The 16379-nt window shown below is 59.3% G+C and carries 16 protein-coding genes; 6 read left to right on the forward strand and 10 right to left on the reverse strand.

All coding sequences use genetic code 11. The annotated features are described in order from the left end of the window. Nucleotides 1-116: 116 nt before the first annotated feature. Both ACTG2J_RS07400 and glnS read left to right on the forward strand, forming a co-directional pair. Nucleotides 117-2780: a beta-N-acetylhexosaminidase gene (locus tag ACTG2J_RS07400; RefSeq protein ID WP_439997341.1), complete on the forward strand. Its 2664-nt coding sequence runs from the start codon at nt 117-119 to the stop codon at nt 2778-2780. A gap of 355 nt (nt 2781-3135) precedes the next feature. Continuing rightward, nucleotides 3136-4797 carry a glutamine--tRNA ligase gene (glnS, locus tag ACTG2J_RS07405; RefSeq protein WP_005334302.1) on the forward strand — a complete coding sequence of 554 codons (1662 nt, stop codon included), beginning with the start codon at nt 3136-3138 and terminating at the stop codon, nt 4795-4797. 114 nt (nt 4798-4911) lie between these two features. Here the strand turns inward: glnS and fur are convergent, their stop codons facing one another. Further along, nucleotides 4912-5340, reverse strand: coding sequence for a ferric iron uptake transcriptional regulator (fur, locus tag ACTG2J_RS07410; RefSeq protein WP_005334301.1), 429 nt, complete (start codon nt 5338-5340; stop codon nt 4912-4914). A gap of 242 nt (nt 5341-5582) precedes the next feature. Here fur and ACTG2J_RS07415 point away from each other — a divergent pair, with 242 nt between their 5' ends. Beyond that, nucleotides 5583-6056, forward strand: coding sequence for a DUF4442 domain-containing protein (locus tag ACTG2J_RS07415; protein ID WP_180993667.1), 474 nt, complete (start codon nt 5583-5585; stop codon nt 6054-6056). Nucleotides 6057-6146: 90 nt separating this feature from the next. On the opposite strand, the gene fldA is transcribed toward ACTG2J_RS07415, so the two are convergent. The 4 genes from fldA to ACTG2J_RS07435 are packed head-to-tail and all read right to left on the reverse strand — an operon-like array spanning nt 6147 to nt 8087. Then, nucleotides 6147-6671 (reverse strand): flavodoxin FldA, encoded by a 525-nt coding sequence (gene fldA, locus ACTG2J_RS07420; protein WP_005334298.1) that lies wholly within the window; start codon nt 6669-6671, stop codon nt 6147-6149. Between the two features lie 39 nt (nt 6672-6710). Continuing rightward, nucleotides 6711-7007: a LexA regulated protein gene (gene ybfE, locus ACTG2J_RS07425; protein ID WP_005334297.1), complete on the reverse strand. Its 297-nt coding sequence runs from the start codon at nt 7005-7007 to the stop codon at nt 6711-6713. 20 nt (nt 7008-7027) lie between these two features. Next, the gene (locus ACTG2J_RS07430) at nt 7028-7249 is read right to left on the reverse strand and encodes a DUF2788 domain-containing protein (protein WP_005334296.1); all 222 of its coding nucleotides are present in this window, start codon (nt 7247-7249) and stop codon (nt 7028-7030) included. A gap of 55 nt (nt 7250-7304) precedes the next feature. Beyond that, the gene (locus ACTG2J_RS07435; RefSeq protein ID WP_162628333.1) at nt 7305-8087 is read right to left on the reverse strand and encodes an alpha/beta fold hydrolase; all 783 of its coding nucleotides are present in this window, start codon (nt 8085-8087) and stop codon (nt 7305-7307) included. Nucleotides 8088-8361: 274 nt separating this feature from the next. Here ACTG2J_RS07435 and seqA point away from each other — a divergent pair, with 274 nt between their 5' ends. Then, nucleotides 8362-8871, forward strand: a complete 510-nt coding sequence (gene seqA, locus ACTG2J_RS07440; protein WP_162628332.1) for a replication initiation negative regulator SeqA — start codon at nt 8362-8364, stop codon at nt 8869-8871. 58 nt (nt 8872-8929) lie between these two features. Beyond that, a complete protein-coding gene (gene pgm, locus ACTG2J_RS07445; protein WP_113738763.1) occupies nt 8930-10594 on the forward strand; it encodes a phosphoglucomutase (alpha-D-glucose-1,6-bisphosphate-dependent) in 1665 nt (554 codons plus the stop codon). 122 nt (nt 10595-10716) lie between these two features. On the opposite strand, the gene ACTG2J_RS07450 is transcribed toward pgm, so the two are convergent. Further along, entirely contained in the window at nt 10717-11406 is a 690-nt protein-coding gene (locus ACTG2J_RS07450; RefSeq protein ID WP_237672020.1) for a TetR/AcrR family transcriptional regulator, read from the reverse strand. Between ACTG2J_RS07450 and ACTG2J_RS07455 the strand changes: the two genes are divergently transcribed. Continuing rightward, on the forward strand, nt 11405-12070 hold the full coding sequence (locus tag ACTG2J_RS07455; protein WP_113738762.1) for a peroxiredoxin-like family protein: 666 nt from the start codon (nt 11405-11407) through the stop codon (nt 12068-12070). The two genes, ACTG2J_RS07450 and ACTG2J_RS07455, sit on opposite strands and share 2 nt — an antisense overlap. An 84-nt stretch (nt 12071-12154) precedes the next feature. Here the strand turns inward: ACTG2J_RS07455 and mltB are convergent, their stop codons facing one another. The 4 genes from mltB to ACTG2J_RS07475 form a co-directional block, all read right to left on the reverse strand. Next, the gene (gene mltB, locus ACTG2J_RS07460; protein WP_113738761.1) at nt 12155-13246 is read right to left on the reverse strand and encodes a lytic murein transglycosylase B; all 1092 of its coding nucleotides are present in this window, start codon (nt 13244-13246) and stop codon (nt 12155-12157) included. Between the two features lie 131 nt (nt 13247-13377). Then, on the reverse strand, nt 13378-13992 hold the full coding sequence (locus ACTG2J_RS07465; protein ID WP_439988825.1) for a CDP-alcohol phosphatidyltransferase family protein: 615 nt from the start codon (nt 13990-13992) through the stop codon (nt 13378-13380). A gap of 16 nt (nt 13993-14008) precedes the next feature. Next, nucleotides 14009-14659 carry an ATP-binding cassette domain-containing protein gene (locus tag ACTG2J_RS07470; RefSeq protein WP_439988824.1) on the reverse strand — a complete coding sequence of 217 codons (651 nt, stop codon included), beginning with the start codon at nt 14657-14659 and terminating at the stop codon, nt 14009-14011. 23 nt (nt 14660-14682) lie between these two features. Continuing rightward, nucleotides 14683-16329 (reverse strand): ABC transporter permease, encoded by a 1647-nt coding sequence (locus ACTG2J_RS07475; RefSeq protein WP_439989591.1) that lies wholly within the window; start codon nt 16327-16329, stop codon nt 14683-14685. Nucleotides 16330-16379 lie beyond the last annotated feature (50 nt).

Raw genomic sequence — 16379 nt, forward strand, 5'->3', positions numbered from 1 at the left:
CGACTCGCTCACCTCAAGTCTAAGTCCATTGTTGACATAACTAAGGGCCCCGCTCAGGGGCCCCATATAAAAAAGCCAAGAAAATCCAACCTTTACTTCAAATGAGAGCAGCAGTTATGAACTTGAAACATTCTCTGTTAGCCATTGCCATGTCTACCGCTTTTGTCAGCCAGGTCCAGGCAGCCGATGCCGCCAAGCAGGCCGTGGTCGACTCCCTCGCCAACAACCTGGTGGTCAAGTATGAAGTGGTCACCAACGACGGTGCCGGTGCCGGCCTCGATTGCCAGGCGCTCGGTTCCGAGTGGGCGAGCTGTGGCGTTGCCAAGCTGCACCTGACCAATACCGGTGCTGACGTCACCTCCAAAGACTGGAGCATCTACGTCTCCTCCATCCGTCGTATCCAGCGTGTGGATAACGACCAGTTCACCATCACTCACCTGACCGGCGATCTCTATCGTTTGACGCCAACCGAGAAGTTCCAGGGCTTTGCCAAGGATGCCACGGTCGAAGTGCCGCTGGTGGTGGAATACTGGGTACTGTTCGAATCTGACATCATGCCGAACTGGTATGTTGCCAGCGAAGGTGCCGAGCCGAAAGTACTGGCCAGCATGAGCAACATCAATGATGCCAGCACCTACGAGAAGCCGATGCCGGCTGATGGCTGGAAGCGTACCAAGGATGACAAGAACATCCTGATGAACAGCGAGACCCGTTTCGCGGCCAACCAGACCAGCACCCTGCTGCCGGCTGGCAAGATTGACAACCAGATCCTGCCGACCCCGATGAAGCAGGTAGTCAAAGCGGGCCCGCAGGTTGACTTCTCCACCATCAAACTCAATGCCCTGGACTTGCCGAGCGATCGCGCCGAGGCCCTGAAGGCTCAACTGACCAAGCTGGGTGTTACCCTCTCCGACACCGGCTACCCGGTGACCATCAAGCTCGGCAGCAAGCTCAAGCAGGCTGAAGGCTATGACATGACCATCGGTCAGAAGGGCACCGTAATCCAGGGTCGCGACATCGACGGGGCATTCTGGGGGGCACAATCCCTGATCTCCCTGCTGGGTGTTGATGACAAGCTGGTGAGCCCGATGACCGTCGAGGATGCGCCGCGCTTTGAATACCGTGGCATGCAGACCGACGTGGCCCGCCACTTCCGCAGTCTGGATACCATGAAGAAGCTGGTTGACCAGATGTCTGCCATGAAGCTCAACGTGCTGCACCTTGGCCTGACCAACGATGAAGGCTGGCGTCTGGAGATCCCGGGTCTGCCGGAGCTGACCCAGGTCGGTAGCCAGCGTTGCCACGACGAGTCCGAAACCAAGTGCCTGATGCCGCAACTGGGTTCCGGCCCGACCAGCGACAACCAGGGTTCCGGTTTCTACAGCAAGTCTGACTACGTGGATCTGGTGCGTTATGCCAAGGCCCGCGGTGTGACCGTGATCCCCGAGATCAACATGCCGGCCCACGCTCGTGCTGCCGTGGTCTCCATGGAAGCGCGCTACAAGCGTCTGATGGCGGAAGGCAAAGAAGCGGAAGCCAACCAGTTCCGTCTGACTGATCCGGCTGACACCTCCAACGTCACCTCGGTCCAGTTCTACGACAAGATGTCCTTCATCAACCCTTGCCAGCCGGGTGCTGCCACCTTCGTGGCCAAGGTAATGGATGAAGTTGCCCAGATGCACCAAGCCGCCGGTCAGCCGCTGACCGCATGGCACTACGGTGGTGATGAGGCGAAGAACATCATGCAGGGCGGTGGCTATCAGGATCCGGCCGTCACCAAGAAAGAAGAGCTGGTCGCCTGGAAAGGCAACGTCGACTCCAGCAAGCAGGACAAGCCGTTTGGCAAGTCCCCGATGTGCCAGAAGATGATCGACGAAGGCAAGATCAAGGAAGTGGGCGAGCTGCCGGTTTACTTCGCCAAGGAAGTGGGCCAGATGGTCAAAGACCGCGGTTTCTCTACCCTGCAGGCGTGGGAAGACGGTCTGAAGTATGCCAGCGGTGCCAAGGACTTCGCCACCGACAACACCCGTGTCAACTTCTGGGAAACCCTCTACTGGGGTGGCTTCAACGAAGCGATGAAGTGGGCCCACAAGGGTTACCAAGTGGTGCTGTCCAACCCGGATTACCTCTACTTCGACTTCCCGAACGAAGTACACCCGGCTGAGCGTGGCTACTACTGGGCAACTCGTTTCAACGACACTCGCAAGGTGTTTGCCTTCGCCCCGGAAAACCTGCCACAGAACGCCGAGACCTCGGTTGACCGCGACGGCAACGCCTTCGTGGCCAAGGGTGACCAGGATCCGGTCAAGTTCAAGGGGATCTCCGGTCAGCAGTGGAGTGAAACCGTGCGTACCGATGCTCAGTACGAGTACATGGTCTACCCGCGTATCTTCTCCGTGGCCGAGCGTGCCTGGCACAAAGGTGGCTTCGAGCTGAACTATGTGAAGGGTCGTGAGTTCTCCGGCGAGACCAAGTTCGTCAACAAGGCCACCCTCAACAAAGAGTGGAACCAGTTTGCCAACGTACTGGGTCAGCGCGTGCTGCCGAAACTGGATCAGGCCGGTGTTGAATACCGCCTCTCCGTACCGGGTGCCAAGGTAGTGAACGGTGTGCTGGAAGCGAACGTGGATCTGCCGGGTCTGCCCATCCAGTACAGCCTGGACGGTACCAACTGGAGTGCCTATGACGCCGCGGCCAAGCCGAGCGTGAATGGCAAGGTCTACCTGCGTACCACCAGCTTCGATGGCAAGCGCACCAGCCGTGTCACCGAACTGAACTGATAGCAGTCAACCGTTAACATGAGGTGGGTCGCAAGACCCGCCTTTCCCAAGGGCGATGGCGCATCGGGTTTGGGAAAGGTTGACTGTGCGTGTGAGCCTTTGTTGTGTGTAATTGTCTGTTTTGTGTTTTTCATCACTTTCAGCCCCGCCCAGTGCGGGGCTTTTTTATGCATTTGGTGTGCAGTGTGCCAAGCTACGCCGTTTTTAGCGGTGCAATGGCCGGGAAATGGCCCGGAAGTGCCAAATTCAGGTTGAGACAGCGCCCGTAATAAGGGATCATACCCGGCTTGACGGCGGGGGGATGAGGGTGCCAGCCGGCACAACTTCCGCCAGTGACGCTTTTTTGAGGTGAGCCATGAGTCAGGCGAACAGCCCAACTAACTTTATTCGTCAGATCATTGATGAAGATCTGGCCAGCGGTAAGCACAGCAGCGTGCATACCCGTTTTCCGCCCGAGCCGAACGGTTATCTCCATATCGGCCACGCCAAATCCATCTGCCTGAACTTCGGCATCGCCCGCGACTATCAGGGCCAGTGCAACCTGCGTTTCGATGACACCAACCCGGTGAAGGAAGATATCGAGTACGTAGAGTCCATCAAGCAGGATGTACAGTGGCTCGGCTTCCAGTGGAATGGCGAGATCTGCTACTCCTCCGACTATTTCGACAAGCTGCACGGCTACGCCATCGAGCTGATTGAAAAGGGTCTGGCCTATGTGGACGAGCTGACGCCCGAGCAGATGCGCGAGTACCGTGGCACACTGACTGAAGCTGGCAAGAACAGCCCGTTCCGCGATCGCAGCGTGGAAGAAAACCTGGCGCTGTTTGCCAAGATGAAGAACGGCGAGTTCGCCGAAGGCACCGCCTGCCTGCGCGCCAAGATCGACATGGCATCTCCCTTCATGGTGATGCGTGATCCGGTTATCTACCGTATCAAGTTTGCCCACCACCACCAGACCGGTGACAAGTGGTGCATCTACCCGATGTATGACTTCACTCACTGCATCTCGGACGCGCTGGAAGGGATCACCCACTCCATCTGCACCCTGGAGTTCCAGGACAACCGTCGTCTGTACGACTGGGTGCTGGACAACATCACCATCGACTGCCACCCCCGTCAGTACGAGTTCTCTCGTCTGAACCTCGAATACACTGTCATGTCCAAGCGCAAGCTGAACCTGCTGGTGACCGAGAAGCACGTCGATGGTTGGGATGACCCGCGCATGCTGACCGTCTCCGGTCTGCGTCGTCGTGGTTACACCCCGGCCTCCATCCGCGAGTTCTGCAAGCGCATTGGCGTCACCAAGCAGGACAACATCGTCGAGATGAGCATGCTGGAAGCCTGCATCCGTGAAGACCTCAACGAGCATGCGCCGCGCGCCATGGCCGTGCTGCATCCGGTGAAAGTGGTCATCGAGAACTTGGCTGCCGACGAAGTGCTGACGGCCCCGGCCCACCCGAGCAATGCCGAGATGGGGACCCGCGAGCTGAACTTCACCCGCGAAATCTTCATCGACGAAGCGGACTTCAAAGAAGAGGCGAACAAGCAGTTCAAGCGTCTGGTGCTGGGCAAGGAAGTGCGTCTGCGCAATGCCTATGTGATCAAGGCCGAGCGTATCGAGAAAGATGCCGATGGCAAAGTCACCTGCATCTACTGCTCCTACGATCCCGAGACCCTGGGCAAGGATCCGGCCGATGGCCGCAAGGTGAAAGGGGTGATCCACTGGGTCAGCGCCACTCACTCCCTGCCAGCGGAAGTGCGTCTCTACGACCGTTTGTTCAAGGTACCGAACCCGGGCGCCGAGGATGACTTCGAAGCCGCGCTGAATCCGGAATCCCTGGTGATTATCGAGGGGGCCCGTGTCGAGGCATCCCTGAAGAACGCCAAGCCGGAGCAGGCTTACCAGTTCGAGCGTGAAGGTTACTTCTGCGCCGACAACAAGCTCTCCAGCCCGGAGCATCTGGTGTTCAACCGCACCGTTGCCCTGCGCGACTCTTGGGGCAAAGTCGAAGGCTAAGCCGATGGGGCAGGGGAGACCCTGCCCTGTGCTGCCAGCGGCCTGCGCCGGACAATAAAAAAGCCAGCTGATGCTGGCTTTTTTATTGTCCGTTATCTGCAAGTCGCGGGCGACTTATTCGTCGTGCTTGCACTCACCGGTAGCACAATGACCGTAGAGGTAGAGGCTGTGGTTGGTGAGACGGATATTGAATTTCTTGGCGATCTCGCGCTGACGCTGTTCGATCACTTCGTCGGAGAACTCGATCACCTTGCCGCAGTCGAGGCAAACCAGGTGGTCGTGGTGCTCCTGAGTGGCCAGCTCGAATACCGACTTGCCACCTTCGAAGTGGTGACGGGTAACGATACCGGCATCATCAAACTGGTTGAGAACGCGATAGACGGTAGCGAGACCAATCTCTTCACCCAGGTCGATCAGTCGTTTATAGAGATCTTCGGCGCTGGTGTGCTGGCAGTCCGGCTGTTGCAGGATTTCCAGGATTTTGACCCGGGGCAAGGTGATCTTGAGCCCGGCCTTTTTTAACGCTTGGTTGTTGTCTGCCATATTCTACTTATTCGCATTCTCGAAGGTGGGGTTATTCTGATGGACTGCCGCAGGAATGGCAACCTTGAACTCGCTTGGCCTGTCATTATAGGTCGTAGCCTCCCTAAAAATAAACCCAGCAATTCAAGGGGTTTAGCCATAAATTGCCGGTTGGATTGAAATAATCAATCGTGTCGTCCGACTTGCTGGCATGGCAGATGTTGATAAGATGTAACTTTCATATTTCTGGTCGGATGAGATCCATGGATTGGCTTTTTGACAATGCGGCCTGGGTGCGCCGCGCACTCAACGCCTGGCCCCCTTTCTGGGGTGCCGGTATCAAGATAGAGACCCTGAGCGATGACTTTCGCTACTGCCGGGTGACCCTCAAATCCCGCTGGTGGAACAAGAACGCCAACCGCACCCAGTTTGGCGGCAGCATGTTTGCCATGACGGACCCCATCTATCCACTGATGCTGATGGGCTACTTCAAGAATCGCTACTACGTCTGGGACAAGGCGGGCAGCATCAACTACATCAAGCCCGGCAAGGGCAAGCTGGTGGCCGAGTTCAACCTGACCGAGGGCAAGTTGACCGAAATCATGGCGGCGACCGAAGGTGGCAACAAACACTTCCCCGAATTCGAGGTTACGGTACAGGACAAGAGCGGCGAGCTGGTGGCGCAGGTCAAGCGCACCCTCTATGTGCGAGCCAAACCGGAGCACAGAGGTGAATAACAGGGGAGAATGAAGGCAGGCATCGCCACTTGCAGATACAACAAGGGCCCCGTCGGGGCCCTTGTTGTCAGAGGTATGAGGGGAGGCGGATTACTCCAGCTCGCCCAGGCACATCTCTTCGTGCAGCTGCTTGCACCAGCCCTTGACGCGCTCGGCAGTCAGCTCCGGCTGGCGATCTTCATCGATACCCAGACCGACAAAGTGCTTGTCATCGACCAGTGCCTTGGAGGCTTCAAACTCGTAGCCGGCAGTCGGCCAGTGACCGATGATGATGGCGCCTTTGGCTTCGACGATGTCACGCAGGGTGCCCATGGCGTCGAGGAAGTACTCGGAATAGTCTTCCTGATCACCGCAACCGAAGATGGCGACCAGCTTGTTGGTGAAGTCGATTTCGCCCAGATCGGGGAAGAAGTCGTCCCAGTCGGCCTGGGCTTCGCCATAGTACCAAGTCGGGATGCCGAACATCAGCAGATCAAAGCTCTCGATGTCGGCCTTGCTGCTCTTGGCGATGTCACGGACTTCAATCAGGTTTTTGCCCAGCTCTTTCTGGATCATCTTGGCGACAGCTTCGGTGTTACCGGTATCGCTGCCAAAAAACAGACCTACACTTGCCATAGTGTTTAGTTACCCGTATTTGGTGTTAATGCTCAACGCTCAGACTGCAATGTCCACCGCAAAGGCGGACTCAATCTGTTGTTTCAGGATAGATTGGATCAGCTCGGCTCGGCTGATGTTCTGTTGTAACGCAAGTTGGTTCAGGCGCTCCAGCAACTCGGCCTCCACCTTTAACTCTACCCGCTTCAGCCCATTTTCCCGATCGCGCTTAAGCTGGTTACGCTTGTTGATCTTGAGCTGGGTCTCGCGGGGGAGTGGATTGGTCTTTGGCCTGCCGGGGCGCTTCTCATTTGCGAACAGATCCAGTGTTGTTCGATCAGTTTGCTGTTTGGCCATACATCACAGATGAAAATAAGTTAGCCGAGTCCTGAGCCTTCCCAGCCCAGTTCGATCAGCCCCTTGGCGACAAAACCTGCACAACCCAGAAACAGTACCAACCAGACGATGAAACGACCGAAACGGGGCACATTGCCGCGCTTGAGCACGTCCTGAATGGCCAGGCCAATCAATATGAAAATGGCCACAAAAAATAACTTGAGGCCCAAACTTTCGATCAGGTCGATATGTTCACTTAGCATGGATTGCGCACACTCCTTATGACCGGCGCACTATATCACAAAGGATTTGAAACTGTTAACCGCCTGTCGACAGGAAATCCACAACCAATTTGTTGAACAGGGCCGGTTTTTCCGCATGCAGCCAGTGGCCTGTTCCGGCGATAACCCGCACCTTTGCCGCCGGGAATTGGGCCAGTGCCGTCTCGCTGTATTGGGGCTGCATATAGTCAGAATCCCCCCCTTTGATAAAGAGCACCGGCCCCTCGAAGCGGCGTTTATCCGCTGGCCAGCCCATGATGTTGGCGTAGTTTTGCTCAAGGGCGGGCACATTGAAGCGCCAACCCCAGCCATGCTCGCCTCTGGCGAACGATTTGAGCAGGAACTGGCGTACCCCGGCGATCTCGATGTGCTGCGCCAGCATGGCTTCCGCTTCACTGCGGCTTTGCGGCGCCGTGCGCAGTGTGGCGTTGAGTCCGGCGAACACATTCTGGTGGCGGGAGTGGGGATAGGCGACCGGCGCCATGTCGGCCACCACCAGCTTGGTCACCCGCTCTGGCGCCAGCTTGGCGAGCTGCATCGCCACCTTGCCACCCATCGAGTGGCCAATCAGGGTGGCTTCGGCAATATTCAGCCGATCCATCAGGGTCATGATGTCGGCCGCTTGCGCCGGATAGCTCATTTCGCTGCTATGAAAGGAGGCGCCATGGTTGCGCAGATCGACGCTGACTACCCGATAGTGCTCGCATAGGGCTCGGGCCAGCAGGCCGAGGTTGTCGAGGCTGCCAAACAGGCCGTGGATCAGAATGACCGCCGGGCCCTGACCCTGCACCTTGAAGTTCAATATGCTGTTTTGTTGCAAAATGACACCTTGTCGGTCGTGGGTGCGTATCGCTGTTTTATTTAACGCACTGGAAAGAAAAGGATTTCGTCCAATGGATTGGGATTTTATGTGGTTTTTTTTCTAAAAAATCCTGTCCGGATCGGCTATCAGTGCGGCTGATCACACACTTGGCCCGCTATTATGCCGTATTCTCGATGAGATTCATGTACATCTGCCAGCCCCTTGCTTGGGCTGTCGGGTTTGCCTATGTATAATCGCCGCATCCGAATTTCGACGAGTCCAGCGCATCCCTATGAAAACCATCGAGCTTGATGACGATCTCTACTTCTATATCGCCAGCCAGACCCGGCACATTGGTGAGAGTGCCTCCGATATCCTGCGCCGTCTGCTGGAACAGCCTGCTAACCAAGGTGTGCCGGTTGCCGAGCCCGTTGCCGTCGCGCAGCCCAGTACGGTAGCCACCCAACAAGGGCTGCAAGCCCTGCTCGATTCCGGTGAGCTGCAAAAAGAAGAGAAGTCCATCAACCGCTTTATGCTGGTGCTGAGTACCCTCTACCAGGATAACCCGGAAGGCTTTACCCAGGCCACCGAAATCAAGGGGCGCAAGCGCGTCTATTTCTCGCAGGATCCCGAGGCTCTGCGCGCCAGTGGCAGCACCACCAAGCCCAAGCCGGTACCGGAGACCCCGTTCTGGGTGATCACCAACACCAACACCAGCCGCAAGCAGAACATGGTGGCCCAGCTGATGGCCAGCATGGGCTATGGCGAAGAGGTGATCGCGCAAGTGTGTGGCGCAATTTAACGATTCTTCAAGACTCAGGCCTTGCCCGGCAAGGCCGCCATTACGCAAGGAAAACGCCATGGCTCAGCATTCCCACGCCGGTCAACCGGCCCGTTTAAGCGACCTGACCAACATCCCCCGTCTGGTCAGCGCCTACTACCTCAACAAGCCGGACATGAGCCGCCCCGAGCAGCGGGTGGCCTTCGGTACCTCCGGCCACCGTGGCAGCGCCCTGCACAGTGCCTTTACCGAATCCCATATTCTGGCGGTGACCCAGGCGCTGGTGGAGTATCGCCAGCAGGCCGGCATCACTGGCCCGCTGTTTGTCGGCATGGATACTCACGCCCTGTCCGAATCCGCCTTTGCCAGCGCCGTCGAAGTGCTGGCTGCCAACGGCGTCGAGACCCGCATTCAGGCTGGCCTCGGTTTTACCCCGACCCCGGTCATCTCGCACGCCATCCTGCGCTACAACTCTGGCAAAGAAGGGGCCAGCAAGCCTGCTGCCCGCGCTGACGGTGTGGTGATCACCCCGTCTCACAACCCGCCGGAAGATGGTGGCTTCAAGTACAACCCGCCCCATGGTGGCCCCGCTGAAGGGGAGATCACCAAGTGGGTGGAGGACCGTGCCAACGCCATTCTGGAAGCGGGTCTGGCTGGCGTGAAACGGATGCCGTTCGCCGAGGCGCTCAAGAGCCCGTTCGTGGTCGAGCACGACTATGTCACCCCCTATGTGGATGATCTGAAGAACGTGCTGGATATGGATGCCATCAAGAACGCGGGCATCAAGATCGGTGTCGATCCGCTGGGTGGCTCCGGCGTCGCCTACTGGGACGTCATCGCCAAGACCTATGGCCTGAATATCGAGGTGGTGAACTACAAGGTCGACCCGACCTTCTCCTTCATGACTCTTGATAAAGACGGCAAGATCCGGATGGATTGCTCCAGCCCGTTCGCAATGGCGAGCCTGATTGCCCTCAAGGACAAGTTCGACATCGCCCTTGGCAACGACCCTGACTACGACCGTCACGGCATCGTCACCAAGTCCGGTCTGATGAACCCGAACCACTATCTGGCGGTGGCGATCCAGTATCTGTTTACCCACAGAACCGGTTGGTCCAAAGAGTCAGCCGTTGGCAAGACGCTGGTCTCTTCCTCCATGATCGACCGGGTGGCCGGCGAGATTGGCCGCACCCTCAAAGAGGTGCCGGTCGGCTTTAAATGGTTCGTGGATGGCCTCTACAGCGGCGAGTTCGGCTTTGGCGGCGAGGAGAGCGCGGGCGCCTCCTTCCTGCGCAAAGATGGCACAGTCTGGACCACCGACAAGGATGGCTTCATTCTGGCGCTGCTGGCGGCGGAAATTCTGGCGGTGACCGGCAAGGATCCGCAGGCCCACTACGACGCACTGGAAGCCAAGTTTGGCCGCTCCAGCTATCGCCGTATCGACGCACCGGCCAACAGTGCCCAGAAAGCGGTGCTCTCCAAACTGGATCCGGCGCTGGTGGAAGCCTCAACTTTGGCTGGTGAGCCCATCATCGCCAAGCTGACCAAGGCGCCGGGCAACGATGCCGCCATCGGCGGCCTCAAGGTGGTGACCGAAAACGGCTGGTTCGCGGCGCGTCCCTCCGGCACCGAGTCCATCTACAAGATCTACATGGAGAGCTTCAAGGGCGACGCGCACCTCGACCTCATCCAGCAGGAGGCCCAGCAGATCGTCTCCGCGGCACTGGCCAAGGCTGGTGTATAAGCCACGCATCACGTCAGCGCCCGGGTCCTCGGGCTAAAGACAAGGTGAAGAGAGGAGCCAAATCGGCTCCTCTGTTTTTCTGTGGTGGCTACGAATTGTGCGAGGGCCTGCTGGTCTGGGGTTTAAAGCATGGCCTGTATCTGGGCCAACACAGCCTGTACCTTGGCGGCAGGTGGATGGGTGCGACCCAGTACGCGCATTCCCCACACCATGGTCATCAACAAAGCCGCGAGGGTGTCGATATCGCGCTCGGCGGCCAACTCTCCAGCTGCTTGTGCCTGGCGCAAGTTATTGGCCACCCGCTTTTCCACTTCGGCTAAGTGCACGCTGGCTTCATGCTGAATCGTTGGATTTTGGCGCCCCACTTCCAGCAGGGTATTGACCAGCAGGCAGCCACGATGTGTCTCGCTGGCAATGGCATCCCGAGCAACAGCATCGAGCAGTGCTCGCACACCGGCTAGGGGAGAATCTGCCGAGGCCAGCAACAGTTCGATCTGCGCCAGACTCTGTGTTGAATAGCGCTGCAACACTTCGATAAACAATCCCTCTTTTGAGCTGAAGGCGCCGTACAGGCTGCTGGGCTTCAACCCCATTCTGTCAACGAGTGTGGCGATGCCAGTGTTGCTGAAGCCCGTTTCCCAGAAGCTGTTGAGGGCAACCTCCAGAACTTGTTCTCTGTCAAATGATGCCGGTCTTGCCATTTCGATTCCTGCTTGCGTTGTCTTTTTGTAGTGATCACTAAAAAATATCTTGACCAGTGTTGGTGGCTTGTTTGATATTGTAGTGACCACTACAGAAAGGATGGTAATCATGCCCACACTTGAGCAAAAAATCAAAGAGTACGATGCGATAAAGCGAACTAAAGTCCTAGGTGATGTACTGGCGGTGATGGAGGGGGCAACAGAAGCGCTACGGGCGAGCGGACTGGAACAAGGGGCATTTGTCACTGGCGATCAGTTTCCAGACTTTGCGTTGCCCGATCAGCACGGGGTGGTGCGCCCGCTCTCCCACTATCTGGCTGAGGGGCCTGTAGTGCTCAACATCTATCGAGGTGGTTGGTGTCCTTATTGCAATCTCGAGATGCAGGCACTCAATATCGCGTTGCCCGAGTTTGTGAAACGGAGGGTCACCCTCCTCGGTTTGACTCCCGAGATGCCAACAACCGCGCAGGACACTCTCACCGCCAACGAGCTGGCGATCACCGTGCTCAGCGATGAAGGCAACCGGGTGTCGGCTTCGCTGGGGTTGGTATTCGAGCTGCCCGAGGTGCTGCGCCCAATTTATGAGCGTTTTGGTATCGATATTCCGGCCAGCAACGGGGATGACAGTTTTACTTTGCCAGTCCCGGCGACGTATATCCTTGGCCAGGATCGGGTGGTACGTTACCACTTCGTCAATGTGGACTACACCCAACGGGCAGAACCGACCCAGCTGATCGCTGAGCTGGACAGACTGACCGCGGCTGGGATGCTTTAAACCGACACGGCGCCAGAAGGCGCCGTGTGGAGTGCAGACGAGGCGGGCCTGGACAGGCCTGCCTCGTGTTTATAAGCAAATGACTCAGTAACCGCCTTTGGCCTCTTTCACCGCCAGCCCCAGCTGCCACACCGCCATGGCGTAGTGGGTGCTGTGGTTGTAGCGGGTGATGGTGTAGAAGTTGGGCAGACCGTACCAGTATTGGTAGCCGGTGCCCACATCGAGGCGCAGCAGGCTCGCTTCGCTGTGGTTGCCGAGGGTACTGGTGGGGGTGAGCCCGGCGCGGCGCAGGGAGGCCACTGGGTAGCGGGTCTGGAAGCCGTGCTCGTAGCCGGGCAGCTGGCCCTGACCGCGCACCGCTACCGGTTGGCCTTTCTCCCAGCCGTGGGCCTTGAAGTAGTTGGCGACGCTGCCGATGGCATCCACCGGATCCCACAGGTTGGTGTGGCCGTTGCCGTCAAAGTCCACCGCATAGCGCTGGAAGCTGGAGGGCATAAACTGGCCATAGCCCATGGCGCCCGCATAGGAGCCCTTGGGTTCGGTGGGATCCATCCCCTCGTCGCGGGTCATCACCAGGAAGGCTTCCAGCTCGCTGGTGAAGAACTCGGCGCGACGCGGATAATCAAACGCCAGGGTGGCCAGCGCATCCAGAATGCGGGTCTTGCCCATCACCCGGCCCCAGCGGGTCTCGACCCCGATAATGCCGACGATGATCTCCGGCGGCACCCCGTAGATCTGCTCCGCCCGGTTCAGCTCGCTTGCGTATTCACGCCAGAAGTTGACGCCGTTCTGTACGTTGTCCGGGGTGATGAACTTGGCGCGATAGCGGTTCCAGGCGCCGGTCGGGCCGGTGGGCTTGGCGGTAGTCGGCGCCTGGGCATCCATCAGGCGGATGATCCAGTCGTAACGCTCTGCCTGTGCCAGCACCTGATGCAACTGGGCGTTGTCAAAACCGTGCTTCTCGACCATTTTCTGGACGAACCTGTCCACGTTGGGGCGATTGGCGAAGTCCCCCTTGCTAACCCCTTGTGTATAAACGGGTTTGCTGGATGGCGCCTGATTGATAAAGGCGCTCTTGGGTTGGGGGACGACCACGGGCTTTAGCGCGGGGGCGCTGCTGCAGCCACCGAGCAGGGGGAATAATGACAGAGTGAGAAGAGAGGCAAGGCGACGCATAGGGTTCTCAAAGAGACTGATAAAGTGTCGCAATGGTAAAACATTGTCATCCCCGTGCAAGTGTTCCGTGCGCCTTGTTTGCCGCCAATTCATCGTGCGATGGATTAGCCCTCCGGTGAGGGCTGTGCTGTTTATGGCTGGGGGGGACGCAGGGTGTGGTAGCCGCTCCAGAGCCGGGTCAGGGTGGTGATGGCGCAGAGCAGGGCAAAGCCGTAGGCGAGCGGGGCGAAGGCGGCGGGCCACAGGCACATCAGCACAAAGAGGGCGATGGTCTCGCTCCCCTCGGTGAGGCCACCCAGATAGTAGAGGGATTTGTTGTGGTAGACCGGATTGTCGATCCCCCGCTTGCCCGCCATGATGGCAAACGCCAGAAAGCTCGAGCCGGTACCCATAAAGGCAAATAGCAGGGTGGCGGCGGGCAGCGCATTGGCGGGGGCGGCGAGGGCAAAGCCCAGCACCACGGCGGCGTAGAAAATAAAGTCGAGGGTGATGTCGAGAAAGCCGCCGCAGTCGGTGATGCCGGTTTCTCGCGCCACGGCGCCATCGAGCCCGTCCAGCAAGCGGTTGAGCAGGATGGCCGCGAGTGCCCATGAATAGCAGCCAAAGGCCAGCAGCGGCAGCGCCAGCATGCCGATGGCAAAGCCGGTGAGGCTCACCTGATTGGCACTGATCCCGGCACGGCAGAGCGGTTTGGCAAGCTGGGTGAGGGGGCTGCGGATCACGGGGATCAGATGGCGATCAAACAAGGTGAACACTCCTCGGTTAACAGTGGCATTCGGTGAGGTTGAGTATGGTGCCCGGTGCGTCTTCCGCATCGTGGGTCACCAGAATAGCGGGGATGGCCAGCGCCTTGATCTGCGCGAACACCAGCTCGCGAAAGGCGGCCCGCAGCGGCTTGTCGAGGCGGGAGAAGGGCTCGTCCAGCAGCAGGGCGTCGGGTTCCGCCAACAGTGCCCGCAGCAGACTGACCCGCGCCCGCTGACCCCCTGACAGCAGCTGTGGCAGCTTGTCAGCCTGATCCGCCAGCGCGACCTGTGCCAATGCGGCCACTGCCTTTTCCCGCCGTGTGCGTTTTCCCTTGATGATCGCAGGCATGCCGAACATCAGATTCTCCGCCACCGTCAGATGGTCGAACAGCAGGTCATCCTGAAACAGCATGCCGATGCGCCGCGCTTGCGCAGGCAAGGTGTTGAGTGGCCGCTCGCCGAGCCTTATCTCCCCCTCCAGCCGGATCGGGCCGCCATCTGTCTGCGCGCCGGGCAGTACTCCTGCCAGCCCCGCCAGCAGGGAGCTTTTACCACAGCCGCTGGGGCCCATCAGGGTCAATACCTCGCCGGGGGCCACTTGCAGGGCAGGGAGTGAAAGCAGCAGATTTTCATCAAGGTAAAGTCGAAGAGGCGTGGTGCTCAGCATATGGCTGTTTCCATCGTGAGAGTTCATCGTGAGCCGCCCCCCTTGAGCGCCGGATTGATCCGCGCTGGCAGCCAGAGCGCCAGCAAATAGATAACGAGTGGCAGCAGCAGTTGCAGCAGGCCGTAGAGCCCCGCCAGCCGCCGGTTGAGGCCGCTGCCGATGGCCACTGCTTCCGTGGTGATGGTGACCACTCTGCCAGCACCAAAGAGCAGGGTCGGCAGATACTGGGCCAAACTCACCGCCGCCCCGACGCTGAAGGCAAACAGCAGCGGGCGCGCCAGTAGCGGCGCTTTCACTTGCCACCAGGCTCGCCATGGCGTTGCCCCCAGCAGCAGGGCGCTCTGGGTGATCCGTGGATCGAACTGGCGATAGGGGCCGTGCAGGCACAAATAGACATAGGGAAAGACAAACAACAGCTGGCTCCAGAGCACCCATCCCCAGCCAATGCCGCTGCTTATCGAGTCATGTGCAAGCCAGTCCAGCCCGAGCCGGATGCCAAACAGCAGGCTCGCTTGCGGCAGCAACAGCGGCAAGCAGATAAGCCAGAGCGGCCAGGGGCGGCGGCCGGCTTGCGCCTCCAGACTACACACCGCGATCACCAGTGCCAGCAAGCCGCTCGCCAGCGCCAGCAGCGCGCTGGTTGCCAGAAGCGGCAGCAGGGTTGGCAGCAGATCCAGCCAGTAATGACTGCTCCACTGGCTGGGCAAAAGGGCGGGAAAGGGCCAGCGGCGCGCCAGCGACCAGAGCAGCAGCGCCGCCAGCACCGCCAGATTGAGGGTGATCAGGGTGAAGGCAAAGCCCGCTGCGAGCCGGTTGGCAAAGAAGTGGGGCGCCGCCCGTTTGCCATTGAGCCAGCAGCCTTTGCCCACCTCTTGATGAAGCCACTCCAGTAATCTGAACAGAGCGATCAGCAACGCCGTGATGGCGAGCAAAAGCAGGGCGCCGCTGGCGGTGGCGCCGCGCCAGAGCAGATCCGGGTCCTGATACCAGAGCCACAACCGCACCGCCAGCGGGGCGGGGGCGTCGGGCCCGAGCAGCTGGGTGAGATCCACCACCGCCACTCCGTAGGCCGCCACCGCATAGATGGGCAGGCGCAGGGCAGGCCAGAGCGCTGGCAGCAGCAGGCGCCACCAGATCTGGGGGGCGCTGAAACCGAGGCTCGCCCCCAGCCACTGCTGGCGTGCCAGCAGGATGGGTTGCTGCGCGGCCATGGCCATCAGCAGCAAAAAGGGGGTCTCCTTGAAAACGAGCAGTGCAATCAGCCCGAGCCCCCAAGGATCCCGAATGGTCTGCCAGTCGGGGGGGAGATCAAAACCCGTCAGCGCTGGCGAGACGAGCCGCAGCAGCCAGCCGGAGGGGGCGAGCAGAAAGGCAAAGCCGATGGCAAAGGCGACGTGGGGCATGGCCAGCATGGGCGAGAGCAGGCGACGGAGCAGCCCGAAAGCCCGGCTGTTGCTGTGGGCCAGCAGCAGGGCGGTCAACAGCAGACTACCAAGGGTGGAGGCGGCGCCAATCCACAGGCTCAGCGCAGCTGAGTGCCATAGGCCAGGCTGGGCCAGCAGCAAGGCGAGATGAGAGGCGGTCATCCCCTCCGCCAGCAGTTGCCACAGTCCCGCCAGCAATGGGATGACGAAGAGCGCCAGATAAATGACCGCTATCCCCGCACTCATAGTGGGGTGGCGTGTTAACCGGCGCCACGGCCGGGTGCGGGCCAGCGGGT

This window comes from Aeromonas sp. 6P (assembly GCF_051919525.1).
GTDB classification, from domain to species: Bacteria; Pseudomonadota; Gammaproteobacteria; order Enterobacterales; family Aeromonadaceae; genus Aeromonas; species Aeromonas veronii.